Annotated in this window: 22 protein-coding genes; 8 read left to right on the forward strand and 14 right to left on the reverse strand. The window is 67.2% G+C overall.

All coding sequences use genetic code 11. The features are described from left to right. Entirely contained in the window at positions 1-798 is a 798-nt protein-coding gene (locus tag ACXDF8_RS01395; RefSeq protein ID WP_457221453.1) for an MlaE family ABC transporter permease, read from the reverse strand. A gap of 214 nt (positions 799-1,012) precedes the next feature. Then, positions 1,013-2,653, reverse strand: a complete 1,641-nt coding sequence (gene fadD5, locus ACXDF8_RS01400) for a fatty-acid--CoA ligase FadD5 (protein WP_457221454.1) — start codon at positions 2,651-2,653, stop codon at positions 1,013-1,015. Positions 2,654-2,820: 167 nt separating this feature from the next. On the opposite strand from fadD5, the gene ACXDF8_RS01405 reads away from it, so the two are divergent. After that, a complete protein-coding gene (locus tag ACXDF8_RS01405) occupies positions 2,821-3,513 on the forward strand; it encodes a GntR family transcriptional regulator (protein ID WP_457221455.1) in 693 nt (230 codons plus the stop codon). Between the two features lie 5 nt (positions 3,514-3,518). On the opposite strand, the gene ACXDF8_RS01410 is transcribed toward ACXDF8_RS01405, so the two are convergent. After that, complete coding sequence (locus ACXDF8_RS01410) at positions 3,519-3,962, reverse strand: SRPBCC family protein (RefSeq protein ID WP_457221456.1); 444 nt, start codon at positions 3,960-3,962, stop codon at positions 3,519-3,521. A 42-nt stretch (positions 3,963-4,004) separates the two neighbouring features. Then, complete coding sequence (locus ACXDF8_RS01415) at positions 4,005-4,658, reverse strand: TetR/AcrR family transcriptional regulator (protein WP_457221457.1); 654 nt, start codon at positions 4,656-4,658, stop codon at positions 4,005-4,007. Between the two features lie 286 nt (positions 4,659-4,944). Here ACXDF8_RS01415 and ACXDF8_RS01420 point away from each other — a divergent pair, with 286 nt between their 5' ends. Continuing rightward, positions 4,945-6,072 carry a low temperature requirement protein A gene (locus tag ACXDF8_RS01420; RefSeq protein WP_457221458.1) on the forward strand — a complete coding sequence of 376 codons (1,128 nt, stop codon included), beginning with the start codon at positions 4,945-4,947 and terminating at the stop codon, positions 6,070-6,072. Further along, a complete protein-coding gene (locus ACXDF8_RS01425; protein ID WP_457221459.1) occupies positions 6,069-6,542 on the forward strand; it encodes an acyl-CoA thioesterase in 474 nt (157 codons plus the stop codon). The genes ACXDF8_RS01420 and ACXDF8_RS01425 overlap by 4 nt, the downstream gene beginning before the upstream one ends. A 27-nt stretch (positions 6,543-6,569) precedes the next feature. Here ACXDF8_RS01425 and ACXDF8_RS01430 read toward each other — a convergent pair whose 3' ends face one another. The 5 genes from ACXDF8_RS01430 to ACXDF8_RS01450 form a co-directional block, all read right to left on the reverse strand. Continuing rightward, positions 6,570-8,003 carry an NAD(P)(+) transhydrogenase (Re/Si-specific) subunit beta gene (locus tag ACXDF8_RS01430; RefSeq protein WP_457221460.1) on the reverse strand — a complete coding sequence of 478 codons (1,434 nt, stop codon included), beginning with the start codon at positions 8,001-8,003 and terminating at the stop codon, positions 6,570-6,572. Continuing rightward, the gene (locus ACXDF8_RS01435; RefSeq protein WP_457221461.1) at positions 8,000-8,323 is read right to left on the reverse strand and encodes an NAD(P) transhydrogenase subunit alpha part 2; all 324 of its coding nucleotides are present in this window, start codon (positions 8,321-8,323) and stop codon (positions 8,000-8,002) included. Before ACXDF8_RS01435 ends, ACXDF8_RS01430 begins: the two co-directional genes overlap by 4 nt. Beyond that, positions 8,324-9,466 carry a Re/Si-specific NAD(P)(+) transhydrogenase subunit alpha gene (locus ACXDF8_RS01440; protein ID WP_457221462.1) on the reverse strand — a complete coding sequence of 381 codons (1,143 nt, stop codon included), beginning with the start codon at positions 9,464-9,466 and terminating at the stop codon, positions 8,324-8,326. 144 nt (positions 9,467-9,610) lie between these two features. Further along, on the reverse strand, positions 9,611-10,810 hold the full coding sequence (locus tag ACXDF8_RS01445; protein WP_457221463.1) for a sensor histidine kinase: 1,200 nt from the start codon (positions 10,808-10,810) through the stop codon (positions 9,611-9,613). Continuing rightward, positions 10,803-11,447: a response regulator gene (locus ACXDF8_RS01450; protein WP_457221464.1), complete on the reverse strand. Its 645-nt coding sequence runs from the start codon at positions 11,445-11,447 to the stop codon at positions 10,803-10,805. The genes ACXDF8_RS01445 and ACXDF8_RS01450 overlap by 8 nt, the downstream gene beginning before the upstream one ends. Before the next feature lie 148 nt (positions 11,448-11,595). Between ACXDF8_RS01450 and ACXDF8_RS01455 the strand changes: the two genes are divergently transcribed. The 4 genes from ACXDF8_RS01455 to ACXDF8_RS01470 all read left to right on the forward strand — a co-directional run bounded on the left by ACXDF8_RS01455 (position 11,596) and on the right by ACXDF8_RS01470 (position 14,217). Then, positions 11,596-11,775, forward strand: coding sequence for a hypothetical protein (locus tag ACXDF8_RS01455; protein ID WP_457221465.1), 180 nt, complete (start codon positions 11,596-11,598; stop codon positions 11,773-11,775). A gap of 20 nt (positions 11,776-11,795) precedes the next feature. After that, positions 11,796-11,999 carry a hypothetical protein gene (locus ACXDF8_RS01460; RefSeq protein ID WP_457221466.1) on the forward strand — a complete coding sequence of 68 codons (204 nt, stop codon included), beginning with the start codon at positions 11,796-11,798 and terminating at the stop codon, positions 11,997-11,999. Positions 12,000-12,208: 209 nt separating this feature from the next. Then, the gene (locus tag ACXDF8_RS01465; RefSeq protein WP_457221698.1) at positions 12,209-13,426 is read left to right on the forward strand and encodes an acyl-CoA dehydrogenase family protein; all 1,218 of its coding nucleotides are present in this window, start codon (positions 12,209-12,211) and stop codon (positions 13,424-13,426) included. Then, complete coding sequence (locus ACXDF8_RS01470; RefSeq protein WP_457221467.1) at positions 13,423-14,217, forward strand: tyrosine-protein phosphatase; 795 nt, start codon at positions 13,423-13,425, stop codon at positions 14,215-14,217. The genes ACXDF8_RS01465 and ACXDF8_RS01470 overlap by 4 nt, the downstream gene beginning before the upstream one ends. Here the strand turns inward: ACXDF8_RS01470 and ACXDF8_RS01475 are convergent. The 5 genes from ACXDF8_RS01475 to ACXDF8_RS01495 form a co-directional block, all read right to left on the reverse strand. Then, positions 14,206-14,691: a DUF456 domain-containing protein gene (locus tag ACXDF8_RS01475; protein WP_457221468.1), complete on the reverse strand. Its 486-nt coding sequence runs from the start codon at positions 14,689-14,691 to the stop codon at positions 14,206-14,208. The two genes, ACXDF8_RS01470 and ACXDF8_RS01475, sit on opposite strands and share 12 nt — an antisense overlap. Positions 14,692-14,838: 147 nt before the next feature. Next, positions 14,839-15,702: an SDR family oxidoreductase gene (locus ACXDF8_RS01480; protein WP_457221469.1), complete on the reverse strand. Its 864-nt coding sequence runs from the start codon at positions 15,700-15,702 to the stop codon at positions 14,839-14,841. Positions 15,703-15,809: 107 nt separating this feature from the next. Then, positions 15,810-16,745 carry a class I SAM-dependent methyltransferase gene (locus ACXDF8_RS01485; RefSeq protein ID WP_457221470.1) on the reverse strand — a complete coding sequence of 312 codons (936 nt, stop codon included), beginning with the start codon at positions 16,743-16,745 and terminating at the stop codon, positions 15,810-15,812. A 153-nt stretch (positions 16,746-16,898) separates the two neighbouring features. Beyond that, positions 16,899-17,540, reverse strand: coding sequence for a TetR/AcrR family transcriptional regulator (locus ACXDF8_RS01490; RefSeq protein ID WP_457221471.1), 642 nt, complete (start codon positions 17,538-17,540; stop codon positions 16,899-16,901). Between the two features lie 315 nt (positions 17,541-17,855). Next, positions 17,856-19,256 (reverse strand): aldehyde dehydrogenase family protein, encoded by a 1,401-nt coding sequence (locus ACXDF8_RS01495; protein ID WP_457221472.1) that lies wholly within the window; start codon positions 19,254-19,256, stop codon positions 17,856-17,858. Between the two features lie 135 nt (positions 19,257-19,391). Here ACXDF8_RS01495 and ACXDF8_RS01500 point away from each other — a divergent pair, with 135 nt between their 5' ends. Beyond that, the gene (locus tag ACXDF8_RS01500) at positions 19,392-19,952 is read left to right on the forward strand and encodes a TetR/AcrR family transcriptional regulator (protein ID WP_457221473.1); all 561 of its coding nucleotides are present in this window, start codon (positions 19,392-19,394) and stop codon (positions 19,950-19,952) included. The last annotated feature ends 10 nt before the right edge of the window (positions 19,953-19,962 follow it).

Below are 19,962 nucleotides of genomic sequence, written 5' to 3' on the forward strand. Positions count from 1 at the left end.
TCACCGCCCTGTTCCGAACTTGACACCGATGGTCGTCAGCACCACGTTCACCGCGAACAGGGCGACGACCGAGAGCACGAGGGTCTCGTTCACCGCGGTGCCCAGGCCCTTGGCGCCGCCGGACACGGTCAGGCCGCGGTAGCAACCGACCAGGCCGGCGATCAGCCCGAAGGTGAGGGCCTTGACGATTGAGATGACCACCTCGGGCAGGCCGGTGATCAGGGTGAGGGTGGACACATAGGCACCGGCCGAGACGTTCTGGCCGTAGACGCCGAAGATGAAGCCGCCGACCAGGCCGATGGTGATGACTGCGCCGTTGAGCAGCACGGCGACGAAGGTTGAGGCGACGACGCGCGGCAGGACCAGCCGGTGGATGGGGTCGATGCCGAGCACCTCGAGCGCGTCGATCTCCTCGCGGATGGTGCGGGCGCCCAGGTCCGCGCAGATGGCCGTCGACCCGGCGCCGGCGACCACCAGCACGGTCACGATTGGACCGAGCTGTGTCACGGCGGCCAGGGCCGCGCCCGCGCCCGAGGCATCCGCCGCGCCGAACTCCACCAGCAGGATGTTGATGGTGAAGATGATGAGGATCGTGTTGGGGACGGCCACAGCGACGGTCGGCAAGAACGTCACCCGGAACAGAAACCAGCTCTGCAGGACGAACTCGCGGAACTCGAACGGCCACTTGGTGGTGGCCTTGGCGGTGAGCACGCACATGCGGAAGAAGCCACCGACAGCCGTCAGCGGCGCGCGCATCTTGTCCTGGAAGTAGCCGGACACTCCGGTAGCCGCGGTCATCTGGGCATCCCTGCGACCAGAGCACGTGGGTCGTGGCGGGATGGCAGTCCGTGTGGCACATCCCCTCCTTGGCCCGACCCGCAGTGAGTGAGTGTCGTCTTCCTACCAACCAGTAGTAAGACGGACCACAGGAATGTACCCGATGGTCGACAGGCAGTGCACCGCATCTGCACTATTAACCCCCCATCGTCATATCCGATAATTTTCATGCCGGTCAACGTTCGGTCCGCAATCCGGGATCGGCTGCATCCGAAGCAATTTCGCCCGTCATGTCGGTTTCGGCAATGCCGCCGAACCGAATCCGCAACTCCGTCTTGAGCACTTTGCCAGCGGGGTTGCGGGGCAACGCGTCCACGACCTCCAGACCCTTGGGGTGCTTGTAGTGGGCCAGTCGTTCGTCGAGGAATTCCGCGAGATCGGCCAGCCGCAACTCCGGTTCGGAGACGGCGGCCACCGCGACCGGTACCTCACCCCACTTCGGATGGGAGCGGCCGATGACGGCCACCTCGACGATGGCGGGGTGAGCGGCCAGGACGTTCTCGACCTCGGCGCAGTAGATGTTCTCGCCGCCGGAGATGATCATGTCCTTCTTGCGGTCGACCACCCAGACGTACCCGTCGGCGTCCATCCGGACCAGATCACCGGAGTGGAACCATCCGCCGGCGAACGCCTCCGCCGTCGCCTCCGGGTTGTTCCAGTAGCCGGCCATGAGAGTCGGTGCACGATAGACGATCTCACCGACTTCACCCACCGGCACGTCATTCATGTCCTCGTCGACGACGCGAGCGGCCACGGTCGGTATCACCTTGCCCACCGAGCCTCGCTTGCGAATCGCGTCCTCCCCCAGCAGCATGCAGGTCACCGGCGACATCTCGGTCTGACCGAAGGCCGCGAGGATCTTGGTGTCCGGGAACGTCTCCGACATCTCCCGCAGCAGAGTGTCGGAGGCGGGTGCGGCCCCCCACGACAACGACCGTAACCGGATGTCGCGCGGCTTGGCCTGCTGTGCGGCGCACACCGCCTGCCATTGTGCGGGCACCAGGAAGATGCCGGTCACCCGTTCGGCCTCGAGCACGTCGAGGAGCTGGCCCGGATCGAACCCGCCGAGTGGGTGGATGACGGTCGGGATGCCCAGCATCAAGCCACCGAGCGTGTTGCCGATCCCGGCGATGTGGAACAGCGGCACACCGATGAAGCCGACGTCGTGGTTGATGTCGGGACCGGTGGTGTAGATCGCGGTCATCGCCTGGCCGGAGAGGTTGGTGTGGGTCAGCACCGCGCCCTTGGGCCGGCCGGTGGTTCCCGAGGTGTACATGATCAGGGCGGGGCTGTCGTTGGGGATGTCCACCGGGTCGTGCGGCTGGCCCTCTTCGGCGATGAGGTCCTCGTAACCCAGCACGCCGTCCTCGGTCGCCGCGCCGGCGACCACGACGGTGGACAGCGCGGGCACGATGTCACGCACTGCCTTGGCGACGTCGGCGAGGACGGACTCGGTGACGATCATGCCCGCCCCGCAGTCCTGGACGAGGAAGGCCAGCTCGGCCGGTGTCAGACGGAAGTTCACCGGGACGGCGATCGCGCCCAGCTGGTTGGCGGCCAGGGTGGCCTCGACGAACTCGGGCCGGTTGAGCATCAGGATCATCACACGATCGCCGAACCGCACCCCCCGGCGGCTCAGCGCGTCGGCCAGCCGGGTGACCCGATGGTCGTACTCGGCCCAGGTGATGGTGCGGCCCATGAACCGCAGTGCGGTCGCGTTCGGCTGCATCAGCGCGTGCCGCGCCAGCTGGTTCGTCCAGTTCTGGCGGCGCGACAGATACGGCTGCTCTGTTGTCGCGGTCAGCTGCCCGGTCACATGGTCCTTCTGCTACTCGTGTTGTCTTCTGACCCGTCCCGCTGGTGGCGTGAACGTTGCGTGAACCCGATACTGAAGAACGGCATAATCGTTATATTTGATCAAATGTGTTGTTGCTTGGGTCACAGTATTGCCTGGCCGCCGACCACACAAGTCCTGGAGGTCACGTGAACGCACCGGCTTCCGCACGAGCCGGCAACCGCCGGGGGCGGCGGCACCCGCAGCTGTCCGACGAGGTCGCCGGTCACCTCCGGGAGGCCATCATGACCGGCGTGCTGCGGCCCGGCACCTTCATCCGGCTCGACGAGACAGCCGCCCAGCTCGGGGTCAGCATCACCCCGGTGCGTGAGGCGCTACTGACCCTGCGCGGTGAGGGCATGGTGACGCTGGAACCACGGCGCGGCTACGTCGTGCAGCCGCTGAGCCGCCAGGACATCGCCGACATCTACTGGCTGCAGGCGACCATCGCCAAGGAGCTGGTCAGCAGTGCCGCCGAGCGGCTGACCAGCGAGCAGATCGACGAACTAGAGCGCGCGAACGACGCGCTGGCCCAGGCGGTGGCCCGCGGAGAACCCGCGGCGATCGGAACGGCGGAGTTCGCCTTTCACCGGTTGCTCAACCGCGGTGGCGGCCGGATCAAGCTGGCCTGGTTCCTGCTGCACGCGGCCCGCTACATGCCGCCGCACATCTACGTCACCGACCCGGCGTGGGGCGAAGCCGCGGTGCAGACCCACGAGCGGGTCATCCAGGCACTGCGGGCCGGGGACGCGGCGACACTGGCCGAGCTGACCGCCGGGGAGTTCGCCGACGGGGCGGACCGGCTCATGGAGCAGTTGGAACGCAGCGGGATGTGGCGCTAGCCCGGTCAGGAGTTGGCCGACAGCTGCTCGGCGCGCGTCTTGAGGTTGTTGGCCAGGTGCTCGAGCACGTCGTTGACCAGTTTCTTGACCATCATGGCCGGCACCGGCAACGAGGTCTCGACGTCGAGGTCCACGGTCAGCAGACTCGAGGGGCCCATCTCCACCACCGAGAACAGCTGGTCCTGCTTGGTGAACACCTCGCCCTGCTGCAGCACGGTCTGAATTTGGGTGGGCCCTGGGTAGTAGACGGCCTGGATGAACGTGCTCTCGTGGCCCTGGATCACCATGTCCAGCCGCAGCTGGCTGGGCCGGCCGTCGTCGTAGCGCGCGAGGATGTAGACGGCCTTGACCTCGTCGTTCCATTGCGGATACGCCTCGAAATCGGCGACGATGTCCAGGATCGACGTGGCATGGGCGTTGACCTCGAGAGTCTTGCTGACCAGCGGCATCGGCCGATCATATCCAGGGCCGCCGGCTGAGTCCGAACCCCGTCAGGCCGGCGCAGTCCCGGCCGCCGGGGCGGCCGAGCCCAGCGGCGACTGCACCCGGACCGCGTCGTCGCGGATCAGCCCACGCAGCAGAGCGGTGCTGAACTCGGCGGCGATCTCCTGGGCGCTGCGCCGCCCGTCCGGACGCAGCCACCGGTAGGCGCCCAAGGTCATGCCGATATAGCCCAGCGCCACCACATGCGAGTCGCACTCGAAGAACTCACCGCTGGCGATACCGCGTTCGATCAGGCCGGTCACGTGCTCGTAGACCTGGGTCTCCTTCGCCCGGACCTCGGCGACCTGCTCGTCGGTGAACCACTCCGAAATGTAGGGCTGCTCCTGGAAGTACACGGCCGCCCCCTCGGGGTTCTCGGCGATGTTGGCCAGCAGGCGCACCGTGTACTGGTAGAGCGCTTCGCGGGCGGTCCACGACGGGTCGTCGTGCACGGCCTGCAGGGTGTTGTCGGCGGCGCGCTGGTAAATGTCGAACAGGATCAGCGACTTGCTGGCGTAGTAGTGGTAGACCGTTGCCTTGTTCAGTCCGACGACGTCGGCGACGTCGTCCATCCGGGTGCCGTGATAACCGCGGGCCGCGAACAGCTTCGTAGCGACGGCCAACAACTCTTCGCGCCGGGTCATCCCGTTCTCGGGTGGCATGGTGTCCTCGCTGTCCTACTCCTGCGGTGGCGGCGTTCGCCTCTATCAACTGGTTGGGTAGTTTAGTGACCGGTGTCGCGACGTGAGTCCGCGGACTACACTCCGGAACATTCCGGTGGCACTGGGAGGTGTGAGCATGGATCCGAATCCGGATTATGACGCGAGCGACGAGGTCGAGTACTTCTTCAGCTGGCTGCCGTGGGCACTGCGTGGTGTTTATCCACCGCCGGCCTACCCGCCCGTCTAAGCGGGGCCTTCGATAGCTTTGCCGGCCGGCCTGCGGGCGATGATCGCCCGCGACCCCGACGAACCGCACCGCGCGGCGAGCTCCCTGGAGCTGCTGTTCGACCTCGTGTTCGTGGTCGCCGTGTCCCAGGCTTCCGGTGCGCTGCACCACCTCTGGGAGGAACGGCACTTCGCCGAGGGCCTGGTGGCGTACGCGATGGTGTTCTTCGCGATCGTCAACGCGTGGAAAGACTTCGCCTGGTTCGCCAGCGCCTACGACACCGATGACTGGCTCTACCGGCTGACGGTCTTCGCCCAGATGGCCGGCGCCCTGGTCATCGCCGCGGGGGCGCAGCGGGCCATGCTCGAGGGCGACTTCGGCGCGATCGTCGCAGGCTACGTGATCATGCGGGTCGCCACGGCCGCCCAGTGGATCCGGGCGGCGGTCACCGATCGGGAATACCGCGGCACCTGCGTGCGGTATGCGGTCGGCATCGTCATCGTGCAGGTGCTGTGGGTGTCGTGGTGGCTCCTGCACGGTTCGGTGTGGCTGTACCCGCTGTTGGCGCTGGCCGATCTGGCAGTCTCGCCGATCGCCGAGCGGTACCGGCGCACCGCCGTCCATCATCACCACATCGCCGAGCGATACGGCCTGTTCACCCTCATCGTCCTGGGCGAATCGATTCTGGCAGCGGCTAATTCGATCATCGGCGGGGTGTCCTCCGCCGATGATCGGGTTGGCCTGATCGGGGTAGCCGCCGGTGCGCTGGCGATTGTCACCTCGATGTGGTGGATCTACTTCGACCGTCCGCAGCACCACCAGACGGCCACGCTGCGGCAGTCCTTCTTCTGGGGTTATCTGCACTACTTCATCTTCGCCTCGGCCGCGGCGTTCTCGGCCGGGGTGGAGGTGACCGTCGCCCAGCACCTCGGCGAAAGCCACCTGCCGCACGCCGCAGCCGGCCTGACGCTGACGATTCCGCTCGCGATCTTCCTGCTCACGACGTGGCTGGTGCTCGACGCGGGTCGCCGCGACGGGGTCCAAACCGTCGGCACCGTCGCGCTGGCCGCGGCGATGGTGTGCAGCGCACTGCTGCCCGAGCCGGTGCTCGGTGCGGCGGCGGTGATGGTCGCGGCGGCGGTGATGGTCAGCTGGCGACACGCGGCCGATAGGCTTCCCGCCTTGTGACCGAATGGACAACCACCACGGGCCGCCCGCACGAAGCACGACTGCGGCTGGACTGCTATCCCGTCGTCGACGTCGCCCAGGCCCGCTACGGCGACATGGACGCCAACGGCCACCTGAACAACCTGGCGCTGGAATCGCTGCACGAGAACGCGCGGGCGACGATGAACCAGAGCGTGTTCCCCGACATCTACGACGTGGCAACCCGGCGGCTGCGCCTGGTCACCTCGCAGAACGCGGTGCACTTCCTGGCCGAAGCGCACTGGCCGGCAACGATCCACACCGGCGCTGGGGTGGGCCGCATCGGCCGCACCTCGTTCGTCGCGTCGACGGGTCTGTTCATCGACGACCGGTGCGTCGGTGTGTGCGACACGGTGCTGGTGCTACTCGGCGACGACGGTCCGGTCCCCATTGCCGAAGACCGGCGGGCGGCGTTGGAAACCCTGCTGCTCGGCTCGCCACGACGGGTGTAACCGACTGCCGCCCAGCCATTTCGACCGTTACAGGTTCTTGAGTTCCTCGATGACCTCGCCGACGGACTTCTTGGCGTCGCCGAACAGCATCGAGGTCTGCTCGGCGAAGAACAGCGGATTCTCGATACCGGCATAGCCCGAGGACATCGAGCGCTTGAGCACGATCACCGAACGGGACTGATCCACGTTGAGGATCGGCATCCCGTGAATCGGCGAGCTGGGATCGTTGCGGGCCGCGGGGTTGGTGACATCGTTGGCACCGATCACCAAAGTGACGTCGGTACGGGCGAATTCGCCGTTGATGTCATCCATCTCCTTCATCGCGTCATAGGCGACGTCTGCCTCGGCCAGCAGCACGTTCATGTGCCCGGGCATGCGGCCGGCGACCGGATGGATGGCGTATTTGACCTCCACGCCCTTGCTCTCCAGGATCTCGGCCATCTCCTTGACGGTGTGCTGGGCCTGCGCGACAGCCAGACCGTAACCGGGCACGACGATCACCTGGTTGGCATAGGCCATTTGGATCGCCGCGTCGGCAGCCGAAGTCGCCTTGACGGTGCCCTGGTCGCCGCCGGCCGGTCCGGCACCGGTGTCCCCGCCCCCGAACGAACCGAACACGATCGCCGGAATGGACCGGTTCATCGCCACCGCCATCAGGTTGGTCAGGATGGAGCCCGACGCACCGACGATCATGCCCGCGACGATCATCGCGGTGTTGTTGAGCGCCAAACCGGCTGCGGCAGCCGACAATCCCGTCAGCGCGTTCAGCAGCGAGATGACCACCGGCATGTCCGCGCCGCCGATCGGGAAGACCACGAACAGGCCCATCACGCCGGCCAGAAGCAACACCAGCACGATCAGCCACTCCGGGCTGCCGTGGCCGGCGTTGACGCCGATGTAGACCGCCGCGGCGACCGCGCCGATCAGCAGCACGATGTTGGCCGCCTGGAAGAACTTGGCCGAGCGCACCAGCGACTTCTCGATGTTCTTCGGGATCGACTCCTGCAGCTTCAAAAACGCCACCAGCGAACCCCAGAACGACACCGAGCCGATGATCGCAGCGAACAGCGATCCCACCACCAGCGCCACGGTGGGCGACTGATCCGGCTTGAAGACCGAAAAACCGTCGGTTTCAATGAATTCCGACCATGCGATCAGAGCGACGGTGCCGCCGCCGACACCGTTGAACAGCGCCACCAGCTGCGGCATCGCCGTCATCTTGGTCTTCTTGGCCGGCGGCACACCGAGCACCACGCCGATCACCAGGCCAGCCGCGATCAGGATCCAGTTGATCGCCGCGGTGTCACGGACCTTGATCAGGGTGGCGACGACGGCGATCCCCATGCCGGCGGCCGCAATCCAGTTGCCGCGTACCGCGGTCTTGGGCCCGGTCAGGCCGGACAGACCGAGGATGAACAGAGCGAACGCGACGATGTAGAGAACGTTGACCAGATAGTTCACTTCTGCACTCCGGCCTTCTGGTCGGTCTTCTTCTTGCCCTTGAACATTCCGAGCATGCGGTCGGTTACCAGGAAGCCGCCGATGACGTTGAGCGTGCCGAACACCAGGGCGACGAACGCGATGATCCGCACCCCCCAGTTCGCGTCGGCGGGCAAGTTGCCCAGCACCAGCAGCGCACCGAGCACCACGATCCCGTGGATGGCGTTCGTGCCCGACATCAGCGGAGTGTGAAGTGTGTTGGGTACTTTCGAGATGACGGCGAACCCGACGAACCCGGCCAACACCAGGATCGCGAGATTGCCCAGCAGTTGCTCGTACATTTACTCGGCCTCTTCGCTCGATGGCTTCGCCGCTGGCGCGGCTTCGCGGGTCACGCAGGAGGCCGCCACGACCTCGTCGGAGAAGTCCGGAGCCAGTGCGCCGTCGTTGATCAGCAGCTCCAGCAGGGACGTCAGGTTCTTGGAGTACAGCTCGCTGGCGTGCTCGGGCATGGTGGCCGGCAAGTTCAGCGGCGACGCGATCGTCACCCCGTGCTTGACCACGGTCCGGCCGGGTTCGGTCAGTTCACAGTTGCCGCCGGTCTCACCGGCCAGGTCGACCACCACACTGCCCGGCTTCATGCCCTCCACGGCGGCGGCGGTCACCAGCCGAGGTGCCGGGCGTCCGGGCACCAGGGCGGTGGTGATGACGACGTCGAAGTTCCCGATCGCGGTCTCGAGCGCCTTCTGCTGTTGGGCGCGCTCGGCCTCGGTCAGCTCTCGGGCGTAACCGCCCTCACCGGCGGCGTCGATACCCAGATCCAGCCACTGCGCACCCACCGAGCGCACCTGGTCGGCCACCTCGGGACGCACGTCGTAACCGGTGGTGCGCGCACCGAGGCGCTTGGCGGTGGCCAGTGCCTGCAGGCCGGCCACCCCAACCCCGAGCACCAGCAGGCTTGCCGGCTTCACGGTGCCCGCGGCGGTGGTGAGCATCGGGAAGAACCGGGTGGACTCGCCGGCGGCCAGTACGACGGCCTTGTAGCCGGCGACGTTGGCCTGCGAGGACAGCGCATCCATCACCTGCGCCCGGGAGATCCGCGGGATCGCCTCGACCGCAAATGCCTGCACGCCTTGCGCCTTGAGCGCACCGATCTGGTTGTCGGTGTTGCGCGGGGCCAGGAAGCCGATCAGGGTCTGCCCGGACCGCAGCCGCGACACCTCCTGCGCCGTCGGGGGTGCGACCTTGACGACCACATCGGCCGCCCATGCGTCGCCGATCGTCGCCCCGGCCGCGGTGTACAGCTCGTCGGGCAGCAACGCCCGCTCGCCCGCGCCGGATTCCACCACCACCGACACCCCACTGTTGACCAGTGCGGTCACCGCCTTGGGTACCAGTGCCACCCGGCGTTCGTCAGCGCCCGACTCGGCGACGACCCCCACCGTCGGTGCCTTGTTCGTCGGCGCCGTGTTCGTCTCAGTCATGACCCCTGCGTCTGCTTCCCTAGCGTGGATTTCCGGGGGAAGACCCCCTGCTCGTGACACCCTAACCACATTCGGCGGTAACTCCCCAAGCCAAAACGACCTCATCGATACAGTTCCCCCGATCGGGGGAGCTGCCGCCCGGACTCAGTCGCGGGCGGCGGCGGGCACCGTCACGACCGCGGTGGTGCCCCCGCCGGGCGTCTGGTCGAGGTCGACCGAACCGCCCATCGCCTCCACGCCCACCACTAGCGACGACAGCCCGATATGCCCCTCGGCAACCTTGCCGTCGAGCACCGTCGGGTCGAACCCGACGCCGTTGTCGACCACTCGCAACACCAGCGCGTCGGCCACCCGATCCAGCTCGACCCGCAGCCGGGTGGCACGAGAGTGCTTGTGCGCGTTGGCCAGAAATTCGCGTGCCGCCCGGTAGAGCAGCGCCTGCGAGTCGGGCTTGCCGACGTCGGCGACGTCGCAGTCGATGGTGACGTCCCACCGCTTCTCGTACTGGCGGACCAGCTCGTGCAGCGCGGGACCGAGACCCACCTGGGCCAGCACCTGCGGATGCAGGGTGGTGACCGCGCTGCGCAGCAGATTGATGGCGTCCTGCACGGCCGCATCGACCCGTTCGAAGCCCGCGGCCGTGGGCGCCTCGCGCAGGTCCTCGAGGTCCAAGCGCGCGGCGAGCAGGTTCTGCAGCGGCCCGTCGTGCAACTGTTCGGACAGTCTGCGGTTGTTGCGTTCGTCGGCCTGCATCGACTCCGAGACCAGCCGGCGTCGCACGTCGAGCAGTGCCTGAACCCGCGCGGAGCGGCGCGCGAGCACCAGGCACAGCGCCGTGGTGGCCAGCGCCAGCCAGACCAGGCAGCCCACCTGGACGTAGACGATGTTGGGCAGGCCCATCGTGTCGTCGCGTTTGGAGTAGAAGATCCAGGCGCCCAGATAGCCGATGGCCGTGCTGGCTCCGAGCAGGGCGGTGATCTCGGGCCGGTCGACGAACGCGACGCTGATTGGGATCAGGAAGAAGATGGGCAGCAGCCAGGTGGTCGCCCCACCGGAGGCCACGCACATGGCCAGCACGGCCACCACGTCGATGGACGTCGACGCCCAGCCGTACCAGCGCCGGGTGGGCTGGCGCAGGACGACCACCAGCCACACCACCGCCGCCGCGGTGTAGAGGATCAGCACCGACCAGTAGACGGCCGGCAGCCAGTGGTCGACACCCTCGATCCAGACCAGCAGGGCGATCAGCACGATCAGCGGCAGCCGCAGAACCGCCGAGACCCGGACCGGCTCGGTGCCCAGGAAATCGACCGCCCGGTGAAGCGGGGAGACCGACTTACTCAAGCAGCCCCCGCCGCATGGCTTCGGCGACGGCCGCAGCCCGGTCACCGACGCCGAGCTTCTCGTAGAGCCGCTGGACGTGGGTCTTGACCGTCGAGGGCGCCAGGAACAACGCCTCAGCTATCGAGGGAATGCTGCGGCCGAGCGCAATCATGTTGAGCACCTCGCGTTCCCGCGAACTCAGGCTCGGGCCGGCGGGCACCGCGCGACGCCGGATCTCCACGGCCAGGCCCGATGCCAGACGGGGTGCAAGCACGTCGCGGCCCTTGGCGCAGTCAAGTACCGCCGTGACGATCTCGGCACGGGTCGAGTCTTTGGGCAGGTAGCCAGCCGCACCCTGTTGCAGGGCGTGGTAGACGATCTCGGCGTCGTCGTGGGCGGAGACCAGCAGCACCCTGGTCGACAGTTCGTCGCGACGAACAGCGGCGGCCACCTCGGCGCCGTCCATTCCGGGCATCCGGTAATCCAGCAGCGCCACGTCGGGGCTGTGCTCCTTGATCATGGCCAGTGCCGACGACCCGTCCTCGGCCTCGGCGACCACCTCGATCTGGCCACTTCCGCTCAGCGCCCGCACCAAGCCGTCGCGGAACAACGGATGATCGTCGCCGACGACGACGCGCACCCTCGGGTTATCGGACATGGCAGGAGCTTCCCATAGGGGTCCACTGATCGGGGGACAAACACATCATCCCTGCAAGGGTCCCATCAGCGGACAGACGCGGCGCGGTGAGCGGGCGATAGTCGATTCATCGCCGAGAACCATCGGCCCCGACGCCAGGGAGACGATCATGAACACCACCTTCGCTCGTCGCTTCACCACCGCACTGTCTGGCTCCACGATCGCGGTCGGCGTGCTCGCCGGCAGCCTCATCCTGGACACCCCCGCCGCGGCCGACACCATGGGCATCGCCCTGGCAGCCCCCGGCACCGGCACGTCGTCGGCGTCGTTGATCCCGCTCACCATCTGAACCGAATCGGAGAGCCCCTGATGAATCGCAGCACCCGCAACCGCATCCGCCTCGCCACGTTCCTCGCCGCCCCCGTCGCGGCGTGCGGCATCTTCACCGGTGCATTCCTGACCGGTCCGCAACAGTCCCAGAACCTCGCGGACTACGGCGCCAGCGACACCGCGCAGATCGGCATGGAACACGCCCAGAGCCAAGGCGTCGAGCACCAGCACAACGGGGCCTGACAAATCGCACCCGAGTAACCGGGCCTGAGTAACCGGCCCCGATCCCGAGAAGACAGCGTTCGCGCCACCCGCCCGCGGCGGGAGGGAGGAGACCTATTGATCGATAACCCAGTTTCTCCACATGCCTACGAGGCCCTCCCTTCGGTCATAAGGGAGGGCCTCGTTGTGGGTCGGACGGGTGTCATATCGTGACGGTCATGGATTTCGCCATGTCCGCTAAGGCGGCTGACTACCACAAACGCCTCACCGAGTTCATGGTCGAGCACGTCATCCCGGCCGAAAAGTCCTACGACGAATACCGAGCAGCTGCCGGGCCGAACGACTTCACCGTCCCCCCGGTGGTCGAGGAGCTCAAGGTCCTCGCCCGTGGGCAGGGCCTGTGGAACCTCTTCCTGCCGCCCGAGTCCGGGCTGAGCAACCTGGAGTACGCCCCACTGGCGGAGCTGACCGGGTGGAGCACCGAGATCGCACCGGAAGCGCTGAACTGCGCGGCACCCGACACCGGCAACATGGAGACGTTGCACCTGTTCGCCACCGAGGCGCAGCGCAAGCAGTGGCTCGAACCGCTGCTGGCCGGCGAGATCCGCAGCGCCTTCTCGATGACCGAGCCCGCGGTGGCCTCCAGCGACGCGCGCAATATCCAGACCGCCATCACCCGCGACGGTGACGACTACATCATCAACGGTCGCAAGTGGTGGACCTCCGGCGCCAACGACCCGCGCTGCAAGCTGCTGATCGTCATGGGCCGCACCAATCCCGACGCGGCGACGCACCAGCAGCAGTCGATGATCCTGGTGCCCATGGACACACCGGGGGTCACCTTGGTCCGCTCGACGCCGGTGTTCGGTTGGCAGGACCAGCACGGCCATGCCGAGGTGATCTACGACAACGTCCGGGTGCCGGCCTCGAACCTGCTGGCCGAAGAGGGCGCGGGCTTCGCGATCGCCCAGGCCCGGCTGGGCCCGGGCCGCATCCACCACTGCATGCGCGCCATCGGGGTTGCCGAGCGTGCGCTGGCACTGATGACCGAACGCGCCCGCACCCGCATCGCGTTCGGCAAGCCGCTCGCTGAGCAGGGCATGGTCCAGCACGCTATTGCGTTGTCGCGCAACGAGATCGACCAGGCGCGCCTGCTATGCCAGAAGGCGGCGTGGACCATCGACCAGCACGGCAACAAAGAGGCCCGCAATTTGGTCGCCCAGATCAAGGCAGTGGCACCGCAAATGGCCTGCAACGTGATCGACCGCGCCATCCAGGTGCACGGCGGTGCGGGCGTCAGCGACGACTTCCCACTGGCCCGGATGTACGGCTGGCAGCGGGCCATGCGGATCTTCGACGGACCCGACGAGGTCCACCTGCGCAGCATCGCCCGCGCCGAGATCGGGCAGGAAAAGGGCCCGCTGGCCGCGGCGGTGACCAGCGCGTGAGCGACGCCCAGCTGTCCGGCGCCTGGAACTTCCGAGACATCGCCGACACCGCCGGCGTTCGACCGGGCCGGTTCTTCCGGTCCAGTGAGCTCAGCAACCTCGACGAGGCGGGCCGCGAGGTGTTCCGCCGGCTCGGGATCACCGACGTCGCCGACCTGCGCTCGCCGCAGGAGGTCGAGCGGCGGGGGCCGGGTGCAGTGCCGGACGGTGTGGACATCCACCTGCTGCCGTTCCCGGACCTGTCGAACACGACAGCCGAGGCACCGCACGAGACCAGCTGGCAGAAGATGATGACCGAGAAGCCCGACGACGAGGACGTCGAAGTCGCCGCGGCGCGGTTCATGACCGAGGAGTACCAGAAGTTCCCGATCCTCAGCGGCGCACAACGTGCTGTGCGGCAAGTGTTTTCGCTGCTGGCCTCCGGCCGTCCGGTCATTACGCACTGCTTCGCGGGTAAGGACCGGACCGGTTTCACCGTGGCGGTGGTCCTGGAGTCCATCGGGGTTCCACAAGACGCGATCCTCACCGATTTCCTGCGCAGTAACGACGCGGTGCCGCAGCTGCGCTCGCACATCCTGGACACCATCCGCACCCGAACCGGTGAGACACCGGAGGTCATGACCTTCGCCGAGGCGCGGCTGACCCACGGCGTGCTCGGGGTGCGTGAGGACTACCTGGCGACCGCACGCCGCACCATCGACGAGAACTACGGCGACCTGGACGGGTTCCTGCGCGTCGCCGGCGTCACCGCCGACGACGTCGCGCAGGTGCGCACCCACCTACTGGGTTAGCAGCAGGCCGACCACCCATACCGCGGTCGCGGCGAGCCCGCCGGCCAACTCGACCCCGACCGACAGCGCGGCCGCCTTTACCGCGTGCACGGTCGCCACCGCGGCCCGGCGCTGATCGCGCCGCGCGGCCAGTTCAGCGAGATAGACGCCCAGCACGAAACCCAGAACCAGGCCGACTACGGGCACTACGAAAAAGCCGATCAGCCCCAGCACCGCGCCGGCGGCCATCGTCGCGCGCCCCACCTCGGCGGCTCGCATCCGGCGCGCCGGCCACAGATACTTGACCAGCACACTGGCCCCGAGCACCAAGGTCACCACACCGAGCACCACCCAGGACACCGGCGTGCGTTCGACCACCGACCAGACCGCGATCGCCGCGTAGATCAGCAGCGTTCCGGGCAGCAGCGGCACGATGATGCCGACGAGCCCAACAGCGATGGCCAGCGCCACCAGGAGGACGCCGCCAGTGCTCACCCGATCGACGCTACCGATGTCGGGGCGCTCAGCGCGATGTGGCCGCCGAGTGTGCATCCATGGCTTCCACTGTGCGATGAGGGCGGAATTCTTGGTCGAATCCCGCCCTCCACGCACACCCGGCGCCCTCAGTTCACAGTCGTGCGCTCAGCCGAGCGTGAAGGTGGCCAGCTTGGCCTCGGACAGGTCGTCGATCTGTGCCCAGTTCGCGGCGATGTCGTCGACCGTCGGCACCTCGTCGAAGGTGATGCCCTCGTTCTGAAACAGCGCCGTGCGCTGCACCTTGCCGCCGCCGACGATGAACACCGACGCCGAGTCCGGCACCTCTTCGGTGCACAGGTAGGTCACCACCGGGGCGACGTACTCGGGAGTGAGCTTCTTGAACACCTCGGGAGGCAGGATGTCCTCGGTCATGCGGGTCGCGGCGATCGGGGCCACCGCATTGGCCTTGATGTTGTACTTCGCGCCTTCCTGGGCCAGCGTGTTGATCATGCCCACCAGGCCGAGCTTGGCGGCGCCATAGTTGGCCTGGCCGAAGTTGCCGAACAGGCCGCTGGTGGAGGTGGCGACCACGACGCGCCCGAAGCTCTGCTCGCGGAAGTGCGGCCACGCGGCGCGGATCACGTTGTAGCCGCCGTAGAGGTGCACCTTGAGCACCGAGTCCCAGTTCTCGTAGGTCATCTTGTGGAAGGTGCCGTCACGCAGGATGCCCGCGTTGCTCACCACGCCGTCGATCTTGCCGAACTCCTCGAGAGCGGTCTTGATGATGTTGGCCGCACCCTCGGACTCGGCGACCGAGTCGTAGTTGGCGACCGCCCGCCCACCGGCCTCCTTGATCTCGGCGACGACCTGGTCGGCCATCGAATGGCCGGCGCCGGTACCGTCGCGCGCACCACCGAGGTCGTTGACCACGACGCTGGCGCCTTCACGGGCCAGGGTCAGGGCGTATTCCCGGCCCAGACCACCGCCGGCACCGGTGACGACGATGACTCGATCCGCAACTCCGGGCATGAGTTTCCTTTCTCCGACTGACGAGACGCACTCTCTGTATACGTGGGCCGCCGCGGCGTGGGAAACCCGGGTCGCGGGTGCGGGGGTTCGTCATCCGGCGATTCGGACTAGACGCGCTCCCCGACGACGAAGGTGGCGAAGGCGTCCGGCTCATCACCCATCGGCGTCTCGATCCAGCGACCCAGCCGCCGCATTTCTTCGGTCGACGGTAGTCCGGAGGCGCGCCAACCGTGGGCGTTGAGCCAGTCGGTCAGGTCCGCGCGGTCCGGGTCGTTGTAGGTCAGGTTCTGGATGTCGATACTGCGCCCGATGCCGAGCTGGTCGGCGAACTTCTCGAAGCGTTCCCGCATCTGTTCGCGGCGCTGCTCGTCGTGGTGGCCGACCGCCTCGGCGGAGACCCGGCTGCCCGGGGCGCTGAGCTCGGTGATTCGGTCGAACAGCCGGTCCTGGGCGTCGGCAGGCAGGTACATCAGCAGCCCCTCGGCGAGCCAGGCGGTCGGTCGCGACGGGTCGAAGCCGTGTTCGATCAAGGCGGCGGGCCAGTCCTGACGCAGGTCGACGGGCACCTCATGCAGCTCCGCGTGGGGCTGGGCGCCGTGGGCGCTCAGGGTGGTGGACTTGTACTCGAGGACCTTGGGCTGGTCGATCTCGTAGACGTGGGTGCCGGCGGGCCAGTCCAGGCGGTAGGCGCGGGAGTCCAGGCCCGAGGCCAGGATGACGATCTGGCGGACACCGGCCGCGACGGCGTCGGCGAAGAAGGCGTCGAAGAAATGTGTGCGGACGGCCTGATAGTTGCGCATGTGGGCGAAGATGGCGGCGGCCTCGGGGTCGGCGGCGGCGAGCCGGTCGGCCATGGAGTCGTCGAGGATGTTCTCCCACATCCCAGTGCCCGCGCCCTGGACGAGGATGCGGGCGTAGGGGTCCCGGATCAGCGGGTCGGGGCTGTCGGTCTCCCCCGCGCGGGCGGCGGCCACCATCACGGCGGTCGAGCCCACGCTGGTGGCGATATCCCAGGTGTCGTCGTCGGTGCGCAGAGAACTCATGGCAGCGGGGTTTCCGTTCGGTGTCGCTTCGTCGGCTCCGAACCGGACCTGCGGGCCACCGTGGACCGTGGGTGGCGCATCCGACCCAGTTCAGCCGGGGTCACCCGCGATGCTACCGATTAACTTAGCCAAGCTATGCGGCTGTGGCCCAGATCACCGCTCGGCGCGTGGCTGCCAGGCATTGCCACCAAGCAACTGCAAGAACTGTTCGGTGATCGCGACCAGCCGCTCCTGATCCCCGACGAACCCGGCGTAGAAGCCCAGCCCCCACAGGACGGCCATCAACATGTCGGCAGACGCCTCGATGTCGATGTCGGAACGCACCTCACCGGTGTCGATGGCGTCGCGTAGCGCCGACTTCAAGTAGCCGCGGGTGAACTGCCGCGAATCGTGGCCGGTGTCGGCGAGCTCAGGATGGCGCTCGGATTCCAGCACGGAGGTCACCAGGAAGGCCGCGACCGAGCGGTCCTGGCCATGGGCCTGGACGGCCGACTGGATGAAGGCCCGGATGCGCCCGGCCAGCGTGTTCTCGCGCTGAGACTGATGGACGGCGGACTCGATGACCAGTGCGTTCGTCTGGTCGACCACCTCTTGGTACAACAACCGCTTACTCGCGAAGTAATGGTTGATGGCAGGTCTGGTCAGATCGGCGCGGATGGCGATTGCCTGAAAGGTGGCAGCGTCGTACCCCAGTTCGCTGAACACCTCACGGGCGGCGCGCAGGATGCGCTCGCGAGTTTCCGCCGCCTTAGCTGCAGGGGGTCGACCCGGACCCCGACTGGCTGTGTGCGGCACATTCGAATTGTGCCACAACCGGCTACACAACTTGACGCGAGGCGCCATTTGCGTGCCACTTCCAATTTCGAATTGGACTCACATTCGATTCCGCTTACGAAATATTCTGCGGTGCAACGCATTTCGTGGAAACGACTCCGCCATAGCGAACGGCGCTTACGTATTTCGAAGCGAAATACGGCCCCAATCCGGCCGCCACCGCCCGGAACAAGGATTCGCTCAACGGGAATCCCGGTGCGAGTACTCCCCGTCAGCGCTAGTCGGGGTTGATCGTCGGAAGTTTGCTGACGAAAGTCGTTAAGTATTGATGAGGACCTAGAACGCCCGCCGGATCAGCTTGATCGCCCGGTCGGTGTACGGCGGATACATCAGCCGCAAATCCAGCTTGGTCGGCTTAGCCAGTACCGCGCGACGGTGGCTAAGCGCCTCGAAACCCCACCGCCCGTGATAGGCACCCATGCCGCTGGCGCCGACGCCGCCGAAGGGCAGCTGCGGAACCAGGCAGTGCACGGCCACGTGGTTGATGACCGCGCCGCCGGACGGCATCCGGTCGACCAAATCCCTTGCCACCCGCTGCGACTCGGTGAACACGTACAGCGCCAACGGCTTGGGCCGCGCGTTGACGAAGGCCACCGCCTCATCCGGCGAATCGACGGTGACGATCGGCAGGATCGGGCCAAAGATCTCCTCGGACATCACCGAATCGTCGCCGGCCGGATCGACGATCACCGTCGGCTCCATGCGCAGCGCCGAGCGATCCGACCCCCCACCGGTGACGACCTTGCCACTGGTGGCACTGATCAGCGACACGAGCCGGTCGAACTGTCGCTCGTTGACGATGCGCACCGACGGGTCCTGTTCGCCTGAGCGGAACTGCGCGATGGTGTCGACGATCTTCTGCGTGAGCTGCGCAGCGATCGCGCGGTCGGCGAGGACGTAATCCGGAGCGATGCAGGTCTGACCGGAGTTCAGCAGCTTGATCCAGGCGATCCGCCGGGCCGCCACGTCCAGATCGGCATCCGGCAGCACCACCACCGGGCTCTTGCCACCCAGCTCGAGGGTTACCGGGGTCAGCGTCGGCGCGGCGGCGGCCATGATCTTGCGCCCGATCTCGGTGCCGCCGGTGAACAACGCGTGGTCGAAACCCTGCGCCATCAGATCCTGGGTCGTCGACGCGTCACCCTCGACCACCCGGATGGCCTCGGAGTCCAGGTACTGCGGAACCAGCCGCGCAATGATCGCCGAGGTGGCCGGCGCGAGCTCGGACGGTTTGATCACCACCGCGTCACCCGCGGCGATCGCGGCGACCAGCGGCGCCATGCACAGATAGAACGGGTAGTTCCACGGCCCGATCACCAGCACCACGCCCACCGGGTCGAACTGCACCCAGGCCCGACCTGGGAGCTGGGCCAGCGGAAGCCCCTGCCGCTGCGGCTTGACCCACTTCTTGAGGTGCTTGCGTGCGAACGCGGCCTCGGCCTTGGTCGAGCCGATGTCGCCGAGCCACGCCTCGAACGACGACCGGCCCAGATCGCTGGCCAACGCCTCGGCGATCTCGGGCTCCCGCTCGTCGCACATCCGCTCGATGGCGTGCAACTGCTCGGAACGCCAGGCCAGCGACTTGGTCCGGCCGCTGTTGAACACCCGGCGGACGTCGGACAGCACGCTCGCGCCGACGCTTTCGCTAGCGCGGTCATTCGTGGTCTGGACGGTCATTCCCACTCCTCGGATCGATCGCTTGCCTACCAGCTTGCCCCATCCACACCGACCGGTGACAGGGCAGCGGCTCGACTTGGTCACGATCACCCCGTCACGACCATTCCTTGGCGGCGCTGGCTCTATCGTCATGGAATGCCCACCGTCGCCACCAGGGAGGCCTACTTCGAGACCGGCCTGGAGGTGCTCGCGGACCTCGGGTACGGCGGACTGAAGCTTGCCGAGGTGTGTAACCGCCTCGGCGTCACGACGGGGTCGTTCTACCACTACTTCGCCGGCTGGCCGGTCTACACCCGCGACCTGGTGGCCTACTGGGTGCAGGACCGCACGGTGCGCGTCATCGGTGCGGTCCTCGAGGAATCCGACCCGCGGCGCCGCATCGAGAAGATCATCGACGTCGGACTGTCGCTGCCGCACGGCGCCGAGTCCGCCATCCGGTCGTGGAGTTCGGTGGACCCGCATGTGCTGGCGGTGCAGACCGAGGTCGACCGACAGCGGTTCAGCATCCTCTACGAGTCCGCTCTCGAAATCGTCCGCGATGAGCGCCAGGCCGAGGTCTACGCAACCTGGGCGGTCTACGTCTTCGTCGGCTACGAGCAGGCCACCCTGCCCCGCGAGCCGGGGATGTTCGGCTGGATCGCCCGCCACATGCTCGACGCGCTGGACTCCGGCAGTTTCGCCAGCGTGCCCCGATGAGAGACGCCGG

The organism is Mycolicibacterium sp. CBM1 (assembly GCF_054073305.1).

Bases quoted from the DNA above. Each gene is read 5' to 3' on its own strand.
- ACXDF8_RS01395 (WP_457221453.1), bottom strand. From the start codon at position 798: ATGACCGCGGCTACCGGAGTGTCCGGCTACTTCCAGGACAAGATGCGC.
- ACXDF8_RS01410 (WP_457221456.1), bottom strand. From the start codon at position 3,962: ATGCCGCTGGTCAGCAAGACTCTCGAGGTCAACGCCCATGCCACGTCG.
- ACXDF8_RS01415 (WP_457221457.1), bottom strand. From the start codon at position 4,658: ATGCCACCCGAGAACGGGATGACCCGGCGCGAAGAGTTGTTGGCCGTC.
- ACXDF8_RS01420 (WP_457221458.1), top strand. From the start codon at position 4,945: ATGATCGCCCGCGACCCCGACGAACCGCACCGCGCGGCGAGCTCCCTG.
- ACXDF8_RS01435 (WP_457221461.1), bottom strand. From the start codon at position 8,323: ATGTACGAGCAACTGCTGGGCAATCTCGCGATCCTGGTGTTGGCCGGG.
- ACXDF8_RS01440 (WP_457221462.1), bottom strand. From the start codon at position 9,466: ATGACTGAGACGAACACGGCGCCGACGAACAAGGCACCGACGGTGGGG.
- ACXDF8_RS01450 (WP_457221464.1), bottom strand. From the start codon at position 11,447: ATGTCCGATAACCCGAGGGTGCGCGTCGTCGTCGGCGACGATCATCCG.
- ACXDF8_RS01455 (WP_457221465.1), top strand. From the start codon at position 11,596: ATGAACACCACCTTCGCTCGTCGCTTCACCACCGCACTGTCTGGCTCC.
- ACXDF8_RS01460 (WP_457221466.1), top strand. From the start codon at position 11,796: ATGAATCGCAGCACCCGCAACCGCATCCGCCTCGCCACGTTCCTCGCC.
- ACXDF8_RS01465 (WP_457221698.1), top strand. From the start codon at position 12,209: ATGTCCGCTAAGGCGGCTGACTACCACAAACGCCTCACCGAGTTCATG.
- ACXDF8_RS01480 (WP_457221469.1), bottom strand. From the start codon at position 15,702: ATGCCCGGAGTTGCGGATCGAGTCATCGTCGTCACCGGTGCCGGCGGT.
- ACXDF8_RS01485 (WP_457221470.1), bottom strand. From the start codon at position 16,745: ATGAGTTCTCTGCGCACCGACGACGACACCTGGGATATCGCCACCAGC.
- ACXDF8_RS01495 (WP_457221472.1), bottom strand. From the start codon at position 19,256: ATGACCGTCCAGACCACGAATGACCGCGCTAGCGAAAGCGTCGGCGCG.
- ACXDF8_RS01500 (WP_457221473.1), top strand. From the start codon at position 19,392: ATGCCCACCGTCGCCACCAGGGAGGCCTACTTCGAGACCGGCCTGGAG.